The organism is Microcella sp. (assembly GCF_025808395.1).
Classification (GTDB): domain Bacteria; phylum Actinomycetota; class Actinomycetes; order Actinomycetales; family Microbacteriaceae; genus Microcella.
Genome location: NZ_CP075524.1, coordinates 1387976 through 1404769 on the forward strand (window position 1 = coordinate 1387976; position 16794 = coordinate 1404769).

The 16794-nt window shown below is 68.3% G+C and carries 18 protein-coding genes; 3 read left to right on the forward strand and 15 right to left on the reverse strand.

The features are described 5' to 3' along the window. Window position 1: 1 nt before the first annotated feature. The 3 genes from KIT89_RS06815 to dapE form a co-directional block, all read right to left on the reverse strand. Window positions 2–169 (reverse strand): DUF3117 domain-containing protein, encoded by a 168-nt coding sequence (locus KIT89_RS06815; RefSeq protein WP_297599563.1) that lies wholly within the window; start codon window positions 167–169, stop codon window positions 2–4. A gap of 87 nt (window positions 170–256) precedes the next feature. Further along, window positions 257–1519, reverse strand: a complete 1263-nt coding sequence (locus tag KIT89_RS06820) for a hypothetical protein (protein WP_297599565.1) — start codon at window positions 1517–1519, stop codon at window positions 257–259. Further along, window positions 1501–2544 carry a succinyl-diaminopimelate desuccinylase gene (gene dapE / locus KIT89_RS06825; RefSeq protein ID WP_297603928.1) on the reverse strand — a complete coding sequence of 348 codons (1044 nt, stop codon included), beginning with the start codon at window positions 2542–2544 and terminating at the stop codon, window positions 1501–1503. The genes KIT89_RS06820 and dapE overlap by 19 nt, the downstream gene beginning before the upstream one ends. A 90-nt stretch (window positions 2545–2634) precedes the next feature. Between dapE and dapD the strand changes: the two genes are divergently transcribed. Continuing rightward, window positions 2635–3612 carry a 2,3,4,5-tetrahydropyridine-2,6-dicarboxylate N-succinyltransferase gene (dapD, locus tag KIT89_RS06830; RefSeq protein ID WP_297599567.1) on the forward strand — a complete coding sequence of 326 codons (978 nt, stop codon included), beginning with the start codon at window positions 2635–2637 and terminating at the stop codon, window positions 3610–3612. Between the two features lie 150 nt (window positions 3613–3762). Here the strand turns inward: dapD and KIT89_RS06835 are convergent, their stop codons facing one another. The 6 genes from KIT89_RS06835 to KIT89_RS06860 form a co-directional block, all read right to left on the reverse strand. Next, a complete protein-coding gene (locus tag KIT89_RS06835; protein WP_297599568.1) occupies window positions 3763–5049 on the reverse strand; it encodes a citrate synthase in 1287 nt (428 codons plus the stop codon). A gap of 135 nt (window positions 5050–5184) precedes the next feature. After that, window positions 5185–6297 (reverse strand): succinyldiaminopimelate transaminase, encoded by a 1113-nt coding sequence (gene dapC / locus KIT89_RS06840; protein WP_297599569.1) that lies wholly within the window; start codon window positions 6295–6297, stop codon window positions 5185–5187. Between the two features lie 11 nt (window positions 6298–6308). Next, window positions 6309–6632 carry a ferredoxin gene (gene fdxA, locus KIT89_RS06845; RefSeq protein WP_297599570.1) on the reverse strand — a complete coding sequence of 108 codons (324 nt, stop codon included), beginning with the start codon at window positions 6630–6632 and terminating at the stop codon, window positions 6309–6311. Window positions 6633–6655: 23 nt separating this feature from the next. Continuing rightward, window positions 6656–7090 (reverse strand): hypothetical protein, encoded by a 435-nt coding sequence (locus KIT89_RS06850; protein WP_297599571.1) that lies wholly within the window; start codon window positions 7088–7090, stop codon window positions 6656–6658. Between the two features lie 5 nt (window positions 7091–7095). Further along, entirely contained in the window at window positions 7096–8208 is a 1113-nt protein-coding gene (locus KIT89_RS06855) for a branched-chain amino acid aminotransferase (protein WP_297599573.1), read from the reverse strand. An 82-nt stretch (window positions 8209–8290) separates the two neighbouring features. Continuing rightward, complete coding sequence (locus KIT89_RS06860; RefSeq protein WP_297599575.1) at window positions 8291–9337, reverse strand: 3-isopropylmalate dehydrogenase; 1047 nt, start codon at window positions 9335–9337, stop codon at window positions 8291–8293. A 229-nt stretch (window positions 9338–9566) separates the two neighbouring features. On the opposite strand from KIT89_RS06860, the gene KIT89_RS06865 reads away from it, so the two are divergent. Next, window positions 9567–9833: a DUF6458 family protein gene (locus KIT89_RS06865; RefSeq protein ID WP_297599577.1), complete on the forward strand. Its 267-nt coding sequence runs from the start codon at window positions 9567–9569 to the stop codon at window positions 9831–9833. An 86-nt stretch (window positions 9834–9919) separates the two neighbouring features. Here the strand turns inward: KIT89_RS06865 and serA are convergent, their stop codons facing one another. After that, window positions 9920–11512 carry a phosphoglycerate dehydrogenase gene (gene serA / locus KIT89_RS06870; RefSeq protein WP_297599579.1) on the reverse strand — a complete coding sequence of 531 codons (1593 nt, stop codon included), beginning with the start codon at window positions 11510–11512 and terminating at the stop codon, window positions 9920–9922. Between the two features lie 121 nt (window positions 11513–11633). Here serA and KIT89_RS06875 point away from each other — a divergent pair, with 121 nt between their 5' ends. Beyond that, a complete protein-coding gene (locus KIT89_RS06875; protein ID WP_297599581.1) occupies window positions 11634–12020 on the forward strand; it encodes a hypothetical protein in 387 nt (128 codons plus the stop codon). 10 nt (window positions 12021–12030) lie between these two features. On the opposite strand, the gene KIT89_RS06880 is transcribed toward KIT89_RS06875, so the two are convergent. The 5 genes from KIT89_RS06880 to KIT89_RS06900 all read right to left on the reverse strand — a co-directional run bounded on the left by KIT89_RS06880 (window position 12031) and on the right by KIT89_RS06900 (window position 16752). After that, entirely contained in the window at window positions 12031–12426 is a 396-nt protein-coding gene (locus KIT89_RS06880; RefSeq protein WP_297599583.1) for a hypothetical protein, read from the reverse strand. Then, a complete protein-coding gene (locus KIT89_RS06885) occupies window positions 12423–12971 on the reverse strand; it encodes a hypothetical protein (RefSeq protein ID WP_297599585.1) in 549 nt (182 codons plus the stop codon). Before KIT89_RS06885 ends, KIT89_RS06880 begins: the two co-directional genes overlap by 4 nt. 372 nt (window positions 12972–13343) lie before the next feature. Next, window positions 13344–14369 carry a ketol-acid reductoisomerase gene (gene ilvC / locus KIT89_RS06890; protein ID WP_297599587.1) on the reverse strand — a complete coding sequence of 342 codons (1026 nt, stop codon included), beginning with the start codon at window positions 14367–14369 and terminating at the stop codon, window positions 13344–13346. A gap of 41 nt (window positions 14370–14410) precedes the next feature. After that, window positions 14411–14920, reverse strand: a complete 510-nt coding sequence (ilvN, locus tag KIT89_RS06895) for an acetolactate synthase small subunit (RefSeq protein WP_297599589.1) — start codon at window positions 14918–14920, stop codon at window positions 14411–14413. Window positions 14921–14925: 5 nt separating this feature from the next. After that, window positions 14926–16752: an acetolactate synthase large subunit gene (locus tag KIT89_RS06900; protein WP_297599591.1), complete on the reverse strand. Its 1827-nt coding sequence runs from the start codon at window positions 16750–16752 to the stop codon at window positions 14926–14928. Between the last annotated feature and the right edge of the window lie 42 nt (window positions 16753–16794).

Genomic DNA, 16794 nt, shown 5'->3' on the forward strand with positions numbered 1-16794 from the left:
TCTAGGCGATCGCGGCAGCGAGAGCGTCGTGCAGTTCTTTGGCCTCGGCGTCATTGACTGACACGACGAGGCGTCCGCCGCCTTCGAGGGGCACGCGGACGATGATCAGGCGACCCTCCTTGACGGCCTCCATGGGTCCGTCGCCGGTCCTGGGCTTCATGGCCGCCATGTGATCTCCCCTTTCGATGAAAGCTCTCGTCCATTATCCCGCATAGAAGTCGTACAGCTAAATCGAGCGACGACTGTTCACCCACGATCACGGCGGAGTCCAGTCGTAGGCGTCGACCCACCAGGCGATGTGCACCCATCCGACCTGCCCGGCGATGCCGAGCCCGATGGCGAGCGCGGCGAGCGCGACTCGACCGAGCGGCCCTCGCCCGACGGAGACGATGCCCGCAGCGACGGCGCCGAGCACGGGAACGATCGGCACGAGCAGCCGAAACGTGCTCGACTGCGGAAAGAACACCGCCAGCAGATACAGCCCGTAGGCGATGATCCACAGCCGCAGCTCGATCGGCATGGCTCGCATCGCGGGCAACGCGAAAGCGGCGGCCACGAGCAAGAGCACGATGATCAGGATGATCGGGCCGCGCACTTCGCCGAGCCACCACTGGGCGCCCTGCCACCAGGGGGTGAACGGCACGAGGTGCACGTCGCCGATGTACGGCCTGCGCCACGCGAGCTCGGTGTCGGTGTACCCCAGCAGGTCGCCCGTGCTGAGGGCGACGATGCCGGGCCACGCGAGGCCCGCGAAGCCGGCGATGACGGTGGAGAGGCCCAGGTGCAGCCGCTCTCGAATGCTGAAGGGTTCGCGGTCTCGGCGCATCCACCGCCACAGAAAGACGAGGGCGAGCAGCAGGGCGAAGGCGAGGCCGCTCGGGCGAGAGAGCGCCATGACGGTGACGACGACCGCGAGGGTGCGCCAGTGCCGGTCGAGCACCAGGATGAGCGCGCCGAGCAGCAGCGCGAGGTGCAGCGCTTCGGCGTAGGCCACTTGCAGAATGGGCGAGAGCGGCATCGTGCAGAACAGGGTCGTGGCGAGCAGTGCAGTGCCGTGGCTCAGCCAGCGCCGCATGAGCACGAAGAACAGCAGCGCCGCGGCAGCGCTCGCGATGATCGAGATGGTCACGGCGACGAGGGCGAAGCCCTGGGCCGAGAAGTCGCCCGTCAGTGCCATGCCGATGCGCACGAGCCCCGGGTAGACGGGCATGAACGCCCACGCGTTCTCGCCCGCGCGGCCGTCGTCGTCTCGGGGAATCTCGCCCGGATACCCGACTGCGGCGATGATGTAGTACCAATGGCCGTCCCACAGACGCGAGAAGTCGAGGTAGCCGGGGCTCGCCTGCGTCCAGGCACTGGCCTGCTGCCGAGCGGCGAACGAGAGCATGATGCCCGTCGTCACCGCGCGCGACGCCGCCCAGATGCCGAGCACGGCGAGCCACCACGGGGTGCGGCGCAGCAGGTCGAGAACCTCGGCTCGCAGTCTGACCGGCGCCGGGCTCACGACCCGCTCAGCCACGCCCGCAGCCCGCGCTCACAGGCGAGAATCTGCTCGACCGGCACGCGCTCGTCATCGGTGTGGGCGAGCGAGGGGTCGCCTGGGCCGTAGTTGACGGCCGGGATGCCGAGCTCGGCGAAGCGGGCAACATCTGTCCAGCCGTACTTCGGGGCCGGGGTGGCGCCGACGGCTGCCACGAAGTGCTGCGCGAGCGCAGCATCCAGACCGGGGCGCGCCCCGCCGGAGGCGTCGGTGACCGTCACCGTCAGCTCGGGCGCGACGCCGCCGAACAGTTCGCGCAGCCGCTGCTCGGCCTCGGCGACGGTCTTGTCTGGAGCGAAGCGATAGTTGACGGTGAGCACGGCCTCGTCGGGGATGACATTGCCCGCGACTCCCCCGCGCACTCCGACGGCGTTGAGGCCCTCTCGGTAGGCGAGCCCGTCGACCTCGATCGTCGCGGGCTCGAAGCCCGCGAGCAGCTCGAGCGCGGGGGCGAGGCCGTGGATGGCGTTGACGCCCATCCAGGCGCGGGCCGAATGCGCTCGACGGCCGGCGGCGCGCAGCTCGACCCTGATCGTGCCATTGCACCCGCCCTCGATGCCCGCGTTCGACGGTTCACCCAAGATGGCGAAGTCGGCCTCAAGCAGCTCGGGGCGCGTGCGAGCGAGCCGGCCCAGGCCGTTGAGGCTCGCCTCGACCTCTTCGTGGTCGTACCAGACCCACGTGACGTCGTGCAGCGGCGCGGTGAGCTCGACGGCGAGCGCGAGCATGATCGCGCAGCCGCCCTTCATGTCGACGGTGCCGCGGCCGTGCAGGGTGCCCGTGAGCGCGTCGCCCTCGAGCCGGCTCGGCAGGTTGTCGTTGATGGGCACGGTGTCGATGTGCCCGGCGATGATGACCCGTTGGGCGCGGCCGAGATGCGTGCGGGCCACGATCGCGTCGCCGTCGCGCAGCACCTCGAGGTGCGGGGCGTGCGCCGTGAGGGTGCGCTCGATCGTGTCGGCGAGCATCCGTTCATCGCCACTGACGCTCGCGATGTCGACCATCGCTGCCGTGAGCGCCACCACACCATCGGTCAGGGGAAGGTCGGGTGCGCTCACGCCTCAAGGGTAGTGCGGCGCCGGTAGCCTAGACGCATGCCGACCCCCGACACCGACGCCGCCGCCACGCACGCCTGGGGCTACGGCCTCGTCACCGTGCGCGACTCAGACGGCGAGGTGCTCGACACCTGGTTTCCGTCGCCCGAGCTCGGCACGCTGCCGAAGGGACGCGACCCCTACATCGTTCCCGCCGAGATCGAGCACCTGCAGGGCGACGACGCGCGACGCGGCGTGCGACGCGAGGCCCGCACCGTCTCGATCGAGCTGGATGCTGCGCCGCAGTCGACCCCCGACGCCTACCTGCGCCTGCATCTGCTCTCGCACCGACTCGTGCGCCCCAACACGATCAACCTCGACGGCATCTTCGGCCACCTGCCCATCGTCACGTGGACGACGGCGGGGCCCGTGCACCCCGACGACTTCGACGCGCGCCGGCCCGCGCTGCAGCAGGCGGGCATCTCGGCGCTCGGGGTCGACAAGTTTCCGCGACTGCTCGACTACGTCACGCCGCCGCGCGTGCGCATCGCCGACGCCTCGCGGGTGCGCCTCGGCGCCTACGTCTCGCCCGGCACCACCGTCATGCACGAAGGCTTCATCAACTTCAACGCCGGAACCCTCGGCGCCTCGATGGTCGAAGGCCGCATCAGCCAGGGCGTCGTCGTCGGCGACGGCAGCGACATCGGCGGCGGAGCCTCGATCATGGGCACGCTCTCGGGCGGCGGCACGCAGCGGGTGGCGATCGGCGAGCGCGCGCTGCTCGGCGCCAACAGCGGCATCGGCATCTCGATCGGCGACGACTCTGTGGTCGAGGCGGGGCTCTACGTGACCGCCGGGCAGAAGGTCGTGCTGCGCGACGGCACCGTCGGCGCCGACGGGCAGCCGCGCATCGTCAAGGCCGTCGAGCTGTCGGGAGTGCCAGGGCTGCTGTTTCGCCGCAGCTCGCTCACGGGAGCCGTCGAGGTGCTGCCCCGCACGGGCGCGGGCGTGCAGCTCAACCAGGCGCTGCACGCGTAGGTTGCGGCGGCTCGGGATGCTCGCCACGAGCATCCCGCGATGTCTCTGTGTCGCAACCACCCGGAGAACCTGCCGACACGCCGACGAACCCGTGCGACACGCCGCTCGTCCCGGAGGTCACCGGGTTGAGCGGACAAAGTCCGAGTTAGTTCAGCGCTCAGGCCACTCGCGCGCGGGCGAGCCGGTGTAGAGCTGCTGCGGCCGACCGATCTTCGTCTGCGGATCAGTGTTCATCTCACGCCAGTGGGCGATCCAGCCGGGCAGCCGCCCGATGGCGAACAGCACGGTGAACATGCGGGTCGGAAAACCCATGGCCTTGTAGATGACGCCCGTGTAGAAGTCGACGTTCGGGTAGAGCTTGCGCTCGACGAAGTAGTCGTCGGCGAGAGCGATGGCCTCGAGCTCGCGCGCGATCTGCAGCAGCGGGTCGGTGGCTCCGAGGTCGGTGAGCACAGCATCCACGCTCTCTTTGACGAGCTTGGCACGCGGGTCGTAGCTCTTGTAGACGCGGTGACCGAATCCCATGAGCTTGATGCCGTCTTCTTTGTTCTTGACGCGCTCGACGAAGCGCTCGACGCTCTCACCCGAATCGCGAATGCGGGCGAGCATCGCCAGCACCGCCTCATTGGCTCCGCCGTGCAGGGGGCCAGACAGCGCGTTGATGCCGGCCGAGATCGAGGCGAACATGTTCGCGCCGGTCGAGCCGACGAGCCGCACCGTCGAGGTCGAGGCGTTCTGCTCGTGGTCTTCGTGCAGAATCAGCAGCCGGTCGAGCGCGCGCGTGAGCACGGGGTTGACCTCGTATGGCTCGGCCTGAATGCCGAAGTTGAGGCGCAAGAAGTTCTCGACGAAGCCGAGCGAGTTGTCTGGGTAGAGAAAGGCCTGCCCGATCGACTTCTTGTGCGCGTAGGCGGCGATGACGGGCAGCTTCGCGAGCAGTCGGATGGTCGAGATCTCGACCTGCTCGGGGTCGTGCGGGTCGAGCGAGTCGCCGTAGTAGGTCGAGAGCGCGCTGACGCCGCTCGACAGCACCGACATCGGGTGAGCCTGGTGCGAGAGCGAGTCGAAGAAGCGCTTGAGATCTTCGTGCAGCAGGGTGTGTCGGCGCACGCGCGAGTCGAAGGCTTCGAGCTCGCTCGCGCTCGGCAACTCACCGTAGATCAGCAGCCACGCCACTTCGAGAAAGGTCGAGTGCGCCGCGATCTGCTCGATCGGGTAGCCGCGGTATCGCAGCACGCCGTTGTCGCCATCGATGTAGGTGATCGCACTCTTCGTCGAGGCTGTGTTGACGTAGCCATAGTCGAGAGCCGTGAGCCCGGTCTGACGCGTGAGGCTCGAAACGTCGATGCTCGACGCGCCCTCGACGCTGTTCAGAATCGGAAACTCGGCGGTGCCGCCGGGGTAGTGCAGAGTGGCCTTGTGCTCGCCGTCGCTCACTGCGCCTCCTCGCGTGGTTGGTCGTTGTGGGGGCGGGGTTTCGAAGACAAGCCTGAGGTGGTGGCGACTCGAAAGTGTCCCAGTTACAGCCTATGCCGAAAGCGACACCAGTGCCGACGCCGCCAAGAGAACGCCTCAGTGCTTGGAGAAATGCGCTAAGCGCTGGGCGGCGGCGGCGATGCGCTCATCGGTCGCGGTGAGCGCAAAACGCACGTGGCGAGAATGCTCACCCTCGTAGAACGTGCCGGGTGCCGCGAGAATGCCGAGGTCGGCGAGGCTCGAGATCGTGTCGAGTGACGGCTCGTCTCGACTCGCCCAGAGATACAGGCCCGCCTCAGAGTGGTCGATGCGAACACCCGCCGACTCGAGCGCTGCGGCGAGCACCGTGCGACGCGCACGATAGACCTCGCGCTGCTCGGCCACGTGGCGTTCGTCGCCGAGCGCCGCGATCATGGCCGCTTGTACGGGCGCGGGCGGCATGAGGCCGGCGTGCTTGCGCACGTCGAGCACGCGACGCACGATGGCCTCGTCTCCGGCGAGAAACGCCGCCCGATAACCGGCGAGATTCGATTGCTTGCTGAGCGAGTAGACGCTGATCACGCCCGTCGCGTCGCCGCCGATGACGCGGGGGTCGAGGATGCTCGGCACGGGCTCGACGTCGTACGGAGCACGCCAGCCGAGCTCGACATAGCACTCGTCGTTGACGATGACCGCGCCGAGCTCGCGGGCTCGGGCCACCGCGGCCCTCAGCGCGTCGACGGCGAGCACCGCACCCGTCGGGTTGCCCGGGCTGTTGAGCCACACGAGGCGAGTCGAGGCTGGCCACTCGTCGGGGTGATCCGAGGCGATAGCGGTCGCCCGGGCGATCGCCGCCCCGACGGCGTAGGTCGGGTAGGCGGTGCGGGGGTGCACGACGGTGTCGCCCGGCCCGAGGCCGAGCAACAGGGGCATGAGGGCGACGAGCTCTTTTGATCCGATGGTGGGCAGCACAGCATCCGGTGACAGCCCTGTCACGCCGCGTCGCCGCGCGTACCAGTCGACGATCGCCTCGCGCAGGGCGAGGGTGCCCGACGTGGTCGGGTAGGCGTGCGCGTCGGTGGCCGCGACGAGCGCCTGCCGCACCACCTCAGGGGTCGCGTCGACGGGTGAGCCCACCGAGAGGTCAACGATGCCGTCAGCGTGCTCGCGCGCTCGCTGAGCGTGGCCCGCGAGCGAGTCCCACGGAAAGTCTGGCAATGCGAGACTCATGCCGGGCGCGATTACGGCTGAGCTTGCGGCGGTAGCGCGGCGACGACCGGGTGATCGCCGGCGATGACGCCGACCTTCGCGGCGCCGCCCGGCGACCCGATCTCGCTGAAGAATTCGACATTCGCGGTGTAGTAATCAGACCACTTCTCGGGCAGATCGTCTTCGTAGAAGATCGCCTCGACGGGGCAGACCGGCTCGCACGCACCGCAGTCGACGCACTCGTCGGGGTGAATGTAGAGCATGCGGTCGCCCTCGTAGATGCAGTCGACGGGGCATTCATCGATGCAGGCGCGATCTTTGAGGTCGACGCAGGGAAGAGCGATCACGTAGGTCACGGCAGCGGTCGATCCTTACCTTGTCAGCGTGACGTCGAATCGGCGGGCGAAGCGGCGTCGGGGGTTGACTCCATCGTATCGCCAGCGTGCTCGTGAGACCGCTGCACGTGCGGCCAGGCGAGGGCGATGAAGACAATCGCCGTGATGCCGATGAGCCACGCGTAGCCGACGGTGTTGGCCGGAATCAGCACCGACCCTCCCGTCACCGAAGCGAGAGGGCCGATGACGACGGCAGCGCCCACTGAACCCGCGGCGGCCGGCGTGCGCACGCCGCCCCACGCTCGCAGCCCGATGATGTACACGCCGACGGTCGCGAGTGCGATCGCGACCCCGACCGGGGGCAGCGACTGGTGGGCGAAGGTGCCGACGAAGGCCAGTGTCGCGCCGCCGCCGAGTGCGAGCGCCATCACGCCGAGCCGCTGCGGCGCCGACATGAGGGCGAAGTCGGGCTCGAGCACGGTGCTCAGTCGTCCAAGCGCAGCATCCAGCCGTGCGGGTCGTCGCGGCGGCCGTACTGAATATCGGTGAGCTCTTCACGCAGAGACATCGTCAGCTCGCCCGCGACGGCGTCGGCGCTGCCGATCTCGAAGTCGGCGGCTTTGAGCAGCGCGATGGGCGTGACAACCGCGGCGGTGCCGCACGCGAAAGCTTCGACGATGTCGCCCGAGGCGACGCCCTCGCGCCACTCGTCGATGCTGACGCGCCGCCGCTCGACGGTGTGACCGCGGTCTTCGGCGAGCTGCAAGATCGAGTCGCGCGTGATGCCTTCGAGAATCGAGTCGCTCTGCGGCGTGACGAGGGTGCCGTTCTTGTAGACGAGCACCACGTTCATGCCGCCGAGCTCTTCGAGGTACTTGCCTTCGACTGCATCGAGAAACAGCACCTGCTGGCAGCCGTGCTCGGCGGCCTCAGCTTGCGCGATGAGTGACGAGGCATAGTTGCCACCCGTCTTGGCCGCCCCTGTGCCGCCTTTGCCCGCGCGAGCGTAGGTGGTCGACAGCCAGATCGACACCGGGGTGACGCCGCCGTGAAAGTATGCGCCGGCGGGTGAGGCGATGAGGTAGTAGGCCACCTTGTGCGCCGGGCGAACCCCCAAGAACGCTTCTTTCGCGAACATGAACGGCCGCAGGTAGAGGCTCGTCTCGGGTGCGCTCGGCACCCAGTCGGCGTCGACGGCGATCAGTTGCCGCAACGACTCGATGAAGTATTGCTCGGGCAGTTCGGGCAGAGCGAGCCGCTTCGCCGAGCGCTGCATGCGCCGAGCGTTGGCGTCGGGCCGAAACGACCAAATCGTGCCGTCGGCGTGCCGGTAGGCCTTCAGACCTTCGAAGATCTCTTGACCGTAGTGCAGCACCGATGCTGCTGGGTCGAGCGAGATGGGGCCGTAGGGCTGCACGCGCGGCCGGTGCCACCCGCCCCGTTCGCTCCAGCAGATGTCGACCATGTGGTCGGTGAAGTGCTTGCCGAACCCGGGGTCGGCGAGAATCGCCTCGCGCTCGTCGACTGCGCGTGCGGCGTCGTTGCGGGTCACGGCCCAGTCGAGATCGCGGGTGGCCATCGGCAGCAGAGTGGTCATGGTGATTCCTCGTGTGGTCGCCGGTCGCCTGTTGGCGCCGGGGGAACGTTGCTCCAGCGTACTCCGCGTGATCGGGCGCGGCTCAGGCCAATCGGGCAAGGATGGCGTCGGCGACCTCAGAGGTGCGGCGGGGCGACGTGCCCCGCTCGGCGAGGTCGGCGAGCACCGCGGTGCGCACGCGCGCCGCGGCATCCATCAGCCCCTGCTGTTCGAGCAGAATCGCCACCGACAGAATCGCCGCCGTCGGGTCTGCTTTCTGCTGACCGGCGATGTCGGGCGCCGAACCGTGCACCGGCTCGACCATGCTCGGAAACGCTCCGTCGGGGTTCAGGTTGCCCGACGCGGCGAGCCCGATGCCGCCGCCGATCGCCGCCGCGAGGTCGGTGAGAATGTCGCCGAACAGGTTGTCGGTGACGATGACGTCGAACCGCGCGGGGTCGGTGACGAGAAAGATGGTCGCCGCGTCGACGTGCAGGTAGTCGACGGTGACGGATGCGAACTCGGGCGCGATGCGGTCGACGGTGCTCTGCCACAAGGCCCCGGCGTGCACGAGCACATTGGTCTTGTGCACGAGGGTGAGCTTCTGCCGACGCGCGGCGGCCTGCGCGAAGGCGAAGCGCACGAGTCGCTCGACGCCGTACGCGGTGTTGATCGACACCTCGGTCGCGACCTCGTGCGGTGTGCCCTGTCGAAAGCGACCACCGTTGCCCACGTATGGCCCTTCGGTGCCTTCGCGCACGACGACGAAGTCGACGGCTCCTGGGTCGCTGAGCGGCGAGGCGATGCCGGGCGCGAGCAGCGTCGGGCGCAGGTTGACGTAGTGGTCGAAGGCGAAACGCAGTCTCAGCAGCAGCCCGCGCTCGATGATGCCGCCGGCCAAGCGCGGGTCTCGCGGGTCTCCGCCGACGGCGCCGAACAGGATCGCGTCGTGCTTCGAGAGGGCTTCGAGCGTCGAGTCGTCGAGAATCTCGCCCGTCGCCAGGTAGTGCTCGGCCCCGAGGTCGTAGGCGGTCTCGCGCACCTCTGCGTCGCCGGCGACGGCCGCGTGCAGCACGCGCAGCGCTTCGACGGTCACCTCAGGGCCGATGCCGTCTCCGCCGATGACGGCCAGGTCAAGAGTGCGAGCCATGAGTCCTCCGGGTGCGATCGAGCTGAGCAGCGGGCGTTCTCCGAACAGCGGGCAGTCGGCCCGCACTCGGGTGACAGCCAGTTGATTCACAGAAACGGCGAAGAGGCCCGAGAATCCGGGCTTCCCGCCCCCTCAGAGTAGCGGGGTACGCCCTGCCCGCTTGTCAAGGGGGTGCATCGACTCAGCGCTCGCCATAGAGTCACTCAGCGAATCGAAAGGAGCTCCCACAATGAGCATTGGATTCGGAATTTTCCTTTTCGCCGTCGGCGCCATCCTCGCCTTCGCGGTGCAGGTCAGCGTCGAGTGGATCGCCCTGACGACCGTGGGGTACATCCTCATGGTGGCCGGAGCGGTCATGGTCGTCATCGGCGGCGTGCTGATGGCCCGCAAGCGCTCGTCGGTCACGACGCAGCGCACGCAGCTCGACCCCGCCAACGGCGAGCAGGTCACGCGCCGCGAGTCGATCGCGTCAGACCCGGTCGACGACCGCATCTGATCTGATCGCAGGCGACACCAGCCTCATCACAGCGACGCCCCCGCCGATCGTCCACGATCGGCGGGGGCGTCGTCGCGAGAGGGGCCCTACTGCTCGATGATCGTGATCTCGCGCAGCACACTCGCGTCGATCGCCTCGCGCAGTCGCTCGAGCAGCTCGTCGGGCACGCGCGAATCGACGGTCAGCACGCTCAGCGCCTGGCCACCGGCCGTGTGGCGGGCGATCTGCATGCCCGCGATGTTGATGTTCGCCTCGCCGAACTCTTTGCCGTAGATCGCCACGATGCCGGGGCGGTCGGTGTAGAGCATGACGATGAAGTGCTCGGCCATCGGAACCTCGACGTCATAGCCGTTGATCTCGACGATCTTCTGCACTTGCTTCGCGCCGACGAGGGTGCCGCTCACCGACAGTTGCGTGCCGTCGCTCAGCGCACCCCGAATGGTCAACAGGTTGCGATATTCGGGGCTCTCGGCATCGGTGAGCAGGCGCACGGCCACACCGCGCTGCTCGGCCAAGAGCGGAGCGTTCACGTAGCTCACCTGCTCGCTCGAGATGCGACTGAAGATTCCCTTGAGGGCCGCGAGCTTGAGCACGTTGACGTCGTGCTCGACGATCTCGCCGCGCACCTCGACATCGACGCTCGCGAACGACGCATCGGCGAGCGCCGCGAACACCTGGCCCAGCTTCTCCATGAGGGGAATACCCGGCCGCACGCTCGGGTCGATCACACCTCCCGCCACGTTGACCGCGTCGGGCACGAGCTCGCCGTCGAGCGCGAGGCGCACCGACCGCGCCACCGACACGCCAGCCTTCTCTTGCGCCTCGTCAGTCGACGCGCCCAGGTGGGGGGTGAGCTGGATGGTCGGAAGGTCGAGCAGGGGCGAACCCGTCGGCGGCTCGTTGACGAACACGTCGAGACCGGCGCCGGCGATGGTGCCGTTCGCGAGGGCGTCACGGAGGGCATCCTCATCGATGATGCCGCCGCGGCTCGCGTTGACGATGCGCAGCGTCGGCTTCGCGAGCGCGAACTGGGCCTCGCCGATGAGGTTCGTCGTCTCTGGCGTCTTCGGAATGTGGATGGTGATGAAGTCGCTGCGCCGCATGAGCTCATCGAGCGACACGAGTTCGACACCGAGCTGCTGCGCGCGGGCCGGGGGCACGTAGGGGTCGAAGGCGATGAGCTCGACACCGAACGCGGCGAGCCGCTGCGCGACGAGCACGCCGATGCGGCCCAGCCCGACGACGCCGACCGTCTTCTCGTAGAGCTCGACGCCGGTGTACTTCGAGCGCTTCCACTCCCCCGCCTTCATCGACGAGTTCGCGTCTGGAATGAATCGCGCGAGCGACAGCAGGTGCGCGATCGCCAGCTCGGCTGCGCTGATGATGTTGCTCGTCGGAGCGTTGACGACCATGACGCCCGCACTGGTCGCGGCGGGCACGTCGACGTTGTCGAGACCCACGCCCGCGCGCGCGATCACCTTGAGAGTCTTCGATGCGGCGATGGCCTCAGCATCCATCTGCGTCGCCGAACGGATCAGCACCGCGTGAGCGTCGGCGAGCGCCGCGAGCAGGGCGGGGCGATCGGTGCCGTCGACGTGCCGAATCTCGAAGTCGGGCCCGAGGGCGTCGACGGTGGCAGGAGACAGCACTTCGGCGATGAGTACAACCGGTTTGGTCACGGTGACAGGTGTCCTAACAGACGGGGAACCAGCAGGGGCGCGGTGGTAGACGGAGGCCAACGCCAGTGGGGGCGACCGGTGCTCACAGGCTATCGCAGGCGGTGCGGGCAGAATGGCCGCCATGACTCCGGATGCTGCGCTCGAGCTCGCCCGCATCATCACCGCCGCCGTCTTCATCGCCATCGGAGTCGCCCACTTCGTGCCGCCCGTCGTGCGCACGATGACCGCGATGGTGCCCCGCGTCTTTCACGGCCGACCGTTCTCGCCGCGCGCCTGGGTGTGGGTGACCGGTGTCGCTGAGATCGCCGGCGGCCTCGGCCTGCTGTGGGAGCCCACGCGCGCCGCGGCGGGCGTCGCCCTCGCGGTGTTTCTCGTGTGCGTGTTTCCGGCGAACGCCTATGCCGCGCGGCACCGCGACCGGTTCGGCGCTGTCGCCGTGCCGTTCTGGCCCAGACTCGTCATGCAGCTCGCCCTCATCGCGCTCGTGCTGTGGGTGGGGCTGTTCTGAGGGGTGACTCTCACCCGAAGATCGTGATCGTGCCGGTCGCGACGGCGATGATGCTCAGGCGCAGCGCGGCGATCGCGCCGAGCGACGCGAGCAGCACGAGGGCCGCCCGTGCGAGCGGCTGGCGGGTGGCGACGACGAGCGCCGCGGCGTAGATGACGACGGGCTGCGCGACCCCGAGCCACAGCACGACCCAGGGCACCTCGTCGGCGATGCCGAGCTGCGCATACAGCTGGGGCAGGCTCACGAGGCTGCCGACCCCGTCCCAGACGAACCAGCCGGCGACGATCGACAGCAGTGCGATGACGCCCCAGCGTTGCGCGCGAGTGCCTCGGTCGGTGTTCGTCGCGACGGGCTGCTCTAACTGCGCCGCCTCGGGCTTAGGTGCGGCGCTGCTCGCGGCGGTCATCCGATGGCTCCGAACACGAAGGGCCACGGCAGCAGCACAAGCGTGCCGAGCGCGAACCACGCGGCGCGCACACCGGGGCGACCTCGGGTCAGCGCGACCGTGGCACCGAACCACAGCGCGCTCGCGATGATCGCCAAGAACTCGGCGAACTGATACAGCACCTCGATGAGCAGCGTCGGCCCGCTGAGCGGCAGACTGCCCACTCCGATCACCCACGCGACCGAGTAGGCGGCGAACACGAGGGCGCCGAGAGCGGTGACGGCGACAGTCGCCGACTTCGCTGCGGGATGCTCACTGCGAGCCGCGCTCACACCCGAGTCGCCCTGCTCAGCACCGGCGCCGCCCTGCCGCGAGCCCTTGGGTACTCCTTCGGGGTCAACGTGCTCCAGCGCATCGTGCTCGGCGTCGGCACTGCCGAGACTGGCATCGCTCGGGTGGGCACGGCCAGGGTCGACATAGCTCGGGTCGTCGAGGTCGTCCCACCGCAGTGCGGCGTCGTCGTCTGGCTGGTCGCGGCGACGCGCAGAGTCAGGTGGGCGGGCCATGTTGCGAGCCTACCGACCGCAGCCTCGGCGTTCGCGGGACCTCGCAACCTCGCGACCTCGCGCCCTCGCAACCTCGCCGCACGCTGCCCCACCACCCCCGCGCTGGTGGCCGTTTCTGGCATGAGTCGCGAAACGTTTCAGCACTCATGCCACAAACGGGGCAACTCGCGACGTAGCGGCGCGGGCGGCGAGACCAGTCGGAGCATGCAGACAGCACGAGGCCGCGGCCCCTGGTTGCGGGGGCTGCGGCCTCGTGGGTTCCTCAGCGTGTGGCGGAGGAGGTTATGGCGTCAGCGCACAGCGCTACCGTCGGGGTGTGCACGCGCTCGCGCGTGCACACCGACAAGCACTGCGTCAGTGACTGCGGCGACGTCAGCGCGCAGCGCTGCCGTCGACGTAGTCGGCGTCTTGCTGCTTCCACGAGAAGAGTGCGCGCAGCTTGCGGCCGGTCTCTTCGATGGGGTGCTGCTCGCCCTTCGCGCGAAGCTCCTTGAACTCGGGGGCTCCGGCGTCTTGGTCGTCGATGAAGCGCTTCGCGAAGGCTCCCGACTGGATGTCGGCGAGCACGGCCTTCATGTTCTCTTTCACACTCGCGTCGAGCACGCGGGGGCCCGAGACGTAGTCGCCGTACTCGGCGGTGTCGCTGACGCTCCAGCGCTGCTTGGCGATGCCGCCCTCCCACATGAGGTCGACGATGAGCTTGAGCTCGTGCAGCACCTCGAAGTAGGCGATCTCGGGCTGGTAGCCGGCCTCGGTGAGCACCTCGAAGCCATACTGCACGAGCTGCGAGGTTCCCCCGCAGAGCACCGCCTGCTCGCCGAACAGGTCGGTCTCGGTCTCTTCGGTGAACGTGGTCTTGATGACGCCGGCGCGCGTGCCGCCGATGGCCTTGGCGTATGACAGGGCGAGATCCCATGCCGTGCCGGTGGCGTCGTTCTCGACGGCGATGATGTCGGGAATTCCGCGGCCCGCGACGAACTCGCGGCGCACCGTGTGGCCGGGAGCCTTGGGCGCGACGAGGATGACGTCGACGCCCTCGGGTGCCTCGATGTAGCCGAAGCGAATGTTGAAGCCGTGCGCGAAGGCGAGCGTCTTGCCCGCGGTGAGCTTGTCTTTGATGCTCTCGGCGAAGATCGAGCGCTGGTGCTGGTCGGGCGCGAGAATCATGATGACGTCTGCCCAGTCGGCGGCGTCGGCCACCGTCATGACGCTGAAGCCGTCGTCGCTCGCCTTCTGAATCGACTTCGAGCCGGCCTTGAGGGCGATGCTCACCTCGACGCCGCTGTCGCGCAGGTTCTGGGCGTGCGCGTGGCCCTGCGAGCCGTAGCCCACGATGGCGACCTTCTTGCTCTGGATGAGCGCCAGGTCGGCGTCGTTGTCGTAGTAGATCTCGGTCACGAGTGGTTCTCCTTGATGGGTGGGATGGATGCTGGTGGTGTCTAGTTCTTGAGCACGCGCTCGCTGATGCTCTTCGAGCCTCGACCGATGGCGAGCAGGCCAGATTGCGCGATCTCTTTGATGCCGTAGGGCTCGAGCACGCGCAGCAGCGCTTCGACCTTCGAGGTGTCGCCCGTGACCTCGATGACGAGCGAGTCGGTGGCGACGTCGACGACGCGCGCACGGAAGAGGTTGGTCGCTTCGAGAATCTGCGACCTCGTCGAGTTGTCGACGCGCACCTTGATGAGCAGGTGCTCGCGCTGCACCGACGACGAGGGGTCGAGCTCGACGATCTTGAGCACGTTGATGAGCTTGTTGAGCTGCTTGGTGATCTGCTCGAGCGGCAGGCCTTCGACCTCGACGACGACGGTGATGCGCGAGAGGCCTTCGATCTCGGTCGTGCCGACGGCCAGCGAGCGGATGTTGAATCCGCGTCGGGCGAAGAGTCCGGCCACCCGGGTCAGCAGACCCGGTTTGTCCTCAACGAGCAGTGAGAGCACGTGGTAGGTCATGACGGTTACTCTTCCTCCCACTCGGGCGCGTGGTCTCGCGCGTACTGCACCGACGAGTTGCCGACGCCCTGGGGCACCATCGGCCACACCATCGCGTCGCGGCTGACGATGAAGTCGATGACGACGGGGCGGTCGTTGGTCTCGATCGCGAGCTTGATCGCGGGCTCGATCTCTTCGGGCTGCGTCACGCGGATGCCGAGCGCACCGTAGGCCTCGGCGAGCTTGACGAAGTCGGGCACCATGCGCGTCTCGACGCCCTTGCTCGTCGACCCCGTCTCGAGGTCGGTGAACGAGTGCCGACCGTCGTAGAACAGCGTCTGCCACTGGCGCACCATGCCGAGCGACGAGTTGTTGATGATGGCGACCTTGATCGGAATGTTGTTGATCGTGCAGGTCGCGAGCTCTTGATTGGTCATCTGGAAGCAGCCGTCGCCGTCGATCGCCCAGACCAGGCGGTCGGGCTGCGACACCTTGGCACCCATCGCGGCGGGCACCGCGTAGCCCATCGTTCCGGCACCACCCGAGTTGAGCCATGCGCCGGGGCGCTCGTACTTGATGAACTGCGCGGCCCACATCTGGTGCTGGCCGACGCCCGCGGCGTAGACCGCTTCGGGGCCAGACATCTCACCGATCTTCTCGATGACCGCTTGCGGAGCGAGCAGGCCGTCGTCGGGGTCGTCGACGTAGCCGAGCGGGTACTGCGACCGCAGGGCGTCGAGGCGCTTCCACCAGTCGGCGAAGTCGGGCGCCGACGTCTTGGCGGCGGCATCGAAGGCCGGGATGAGGTCGAGCAGCACCTCTCGGGCATCCCCCACGATGGGAACATCTGCCTGCCTGATCTTGCCGATCTCGGCGGGGTCGATGTCGATGTGGATGACCTTCGCACCGGGCGCGAATTCACTCACCTTGCCCGTCACGCGGTCATCGAAGCGCGAGCCGAGGGCGATGAGCAGGTCGCTCTCTTGCAGGGCGAGCACAGCCGGAACGGTGCCGTGCATGCCGGGCATGCCGAGGTTCTGGCGGTGCGAGTCTGGAAAGGCGCCGCGCGCCATGAGCGTCGTCACGACTGGCGCGCCGGTCTTCTCGGCGAAGGTCAGCAGCTCTCGGTGGGCTCCCGAGCGCACGACTCCGCCGCCGACGTAGAGCACGGGCTTGCGCGACTCGACGAGCAGCTGCGCCGCGGCCTGGATCTGCTTGCCGTGCGCCTTCGTGACCGGGCGGTAGCCGGGCAGGTCGATCTTGGGCGGCCAGATGAACGGCGCCGACTTCTGCTGGGCGTCTTTCGTGACGTCGACGAGCACGGGGCCGGGGCGCCCGGTCGTGGCGATGTGCACGGCCGCCGCGATGACGCCCGGCACATCGGCCGGGTCGGTGACGAGAAACGAGTGCTTGGTGATGGGCATCGAGATGCCCGTGATGTCGACCTCTTGGAAGGCGTCGGTGCCCATCGAGGTCGAGAACACCTGGCCGGTGATGGCGAGCAGCGGCACCGAGTCCATGTGGGCGTCGGCGATGGCCGTGACGAGGTTGGTGGCTCCTGGGCCGGAGGTGGCGATGCACACGCCGAGTCGACCGCTCGCGGCGGCGTACCCTTCGGCGGCGTGCCCCGCCCCCTGCTCGTGGCGCACGAGAATGTGGCGAATGGTCTTCGACGCCATGAGCTCGTCGTAGAACGGCATGATGGCGCCGCCCGGCAGGCCGAACACGTCGGTGATGCCGAGTTTCTCGAGCGAGGCGAGAATGGCGCCCGACCCGGTGAGCATGGGCGGTTCGCCCTTCTTGGCCGGTGAGCTTGCGGCAGCGCTCGGCACGGCAGGTGATTCCGTCGACATCGTGTGGGCCTTCTTGAGAGTCGGTGATCGGGAGGTCAGTGC

Bases quoted from the DNA above. Each gene is read 5' to 3' on its own strand.
- ilvN (WP_297599589.1), bottom strand. From the start codon at position 14,920: ATGACCTACCACGTGCTCTCACTGCTCGTTGAGGACAAACCGGGTCTG.
- KIT89_RS06865 (WP_297599577.1), top strand. From the start codon at position 9,567: ATGAGCATTGGATTCGGAATTTTCCTTTTCGCCGTCGGCGCCATCCTC.
- dapC (WP_297599569.1), bottom strand. From the start codon at position 6,297: ATGAGTCTCGCATTGCCAGACTTTCCGTGGGACTCGCTCGCGGGCCAC.
- KIT89_RS06885 (WP_297599585.1), bottom strand. From the start codon at position 12,971: ATGGCCCGCCCACCTGACTCTGCGCGTCGCCGCGACCAGCCAGACGAC.
- dapD (WP_297599567.1), top strand. From the start codon at position 2,635: ATGCCGACCCCCGACACCGACGCCGCCGCCACGCACGCCTGGGGCTAC.
- KIT89_RS06855 (WP_297599573.1), bottom strand. From the start codon at position 8,208: ATGACCACTCTGCTGCCGATGGCCACCCGCGATCTCGACTGGGCCGTG.
- dapE (WP_297603928.1), bottom strand. From the start codon at position 2,544: ATGGTCGACATCGCGAGCGTCAGTGGCGATGAACGGATGCTCGCCGAC.
- KIT89_RS06880 (WP_297599583.1), bottom strand. From the start codon at position 12,426: ATGACCGCCGCGAGCAGCGCCGCACCTAAGCCCGAGGCGGCGCAGTTA.
- KIT89_RS06815 (WP_297599563.1), bottom strand. From the start codon at position 169: ATGGCGGCCATGAAGCCCAGGACCGGCGACGGACCCATGGAGGCCGTC.
- KIT89_RS06860 (WP_297599575.1), bottom strand. From the start codon at position 9,337: ATGGCTCGCACTCTTGACCTGGCCGTCATCGGCGGAGACGGCATCGGC.
- KIT89_RS06875 (WP_297599581.1), top strand. From the start codon at position 11,634: ATGACTCCGGATGCTGCGCTCGAGCTCGCCCGCATCATCACCGCCGCC.
- KIT89_RS06900 (WP_297599591.1), bottom strand. From the start codon at position 16,752: ATGTCGACGGAATCACCTGCCGTGCCGAGCGCTGCCGCAAGCTCACCG.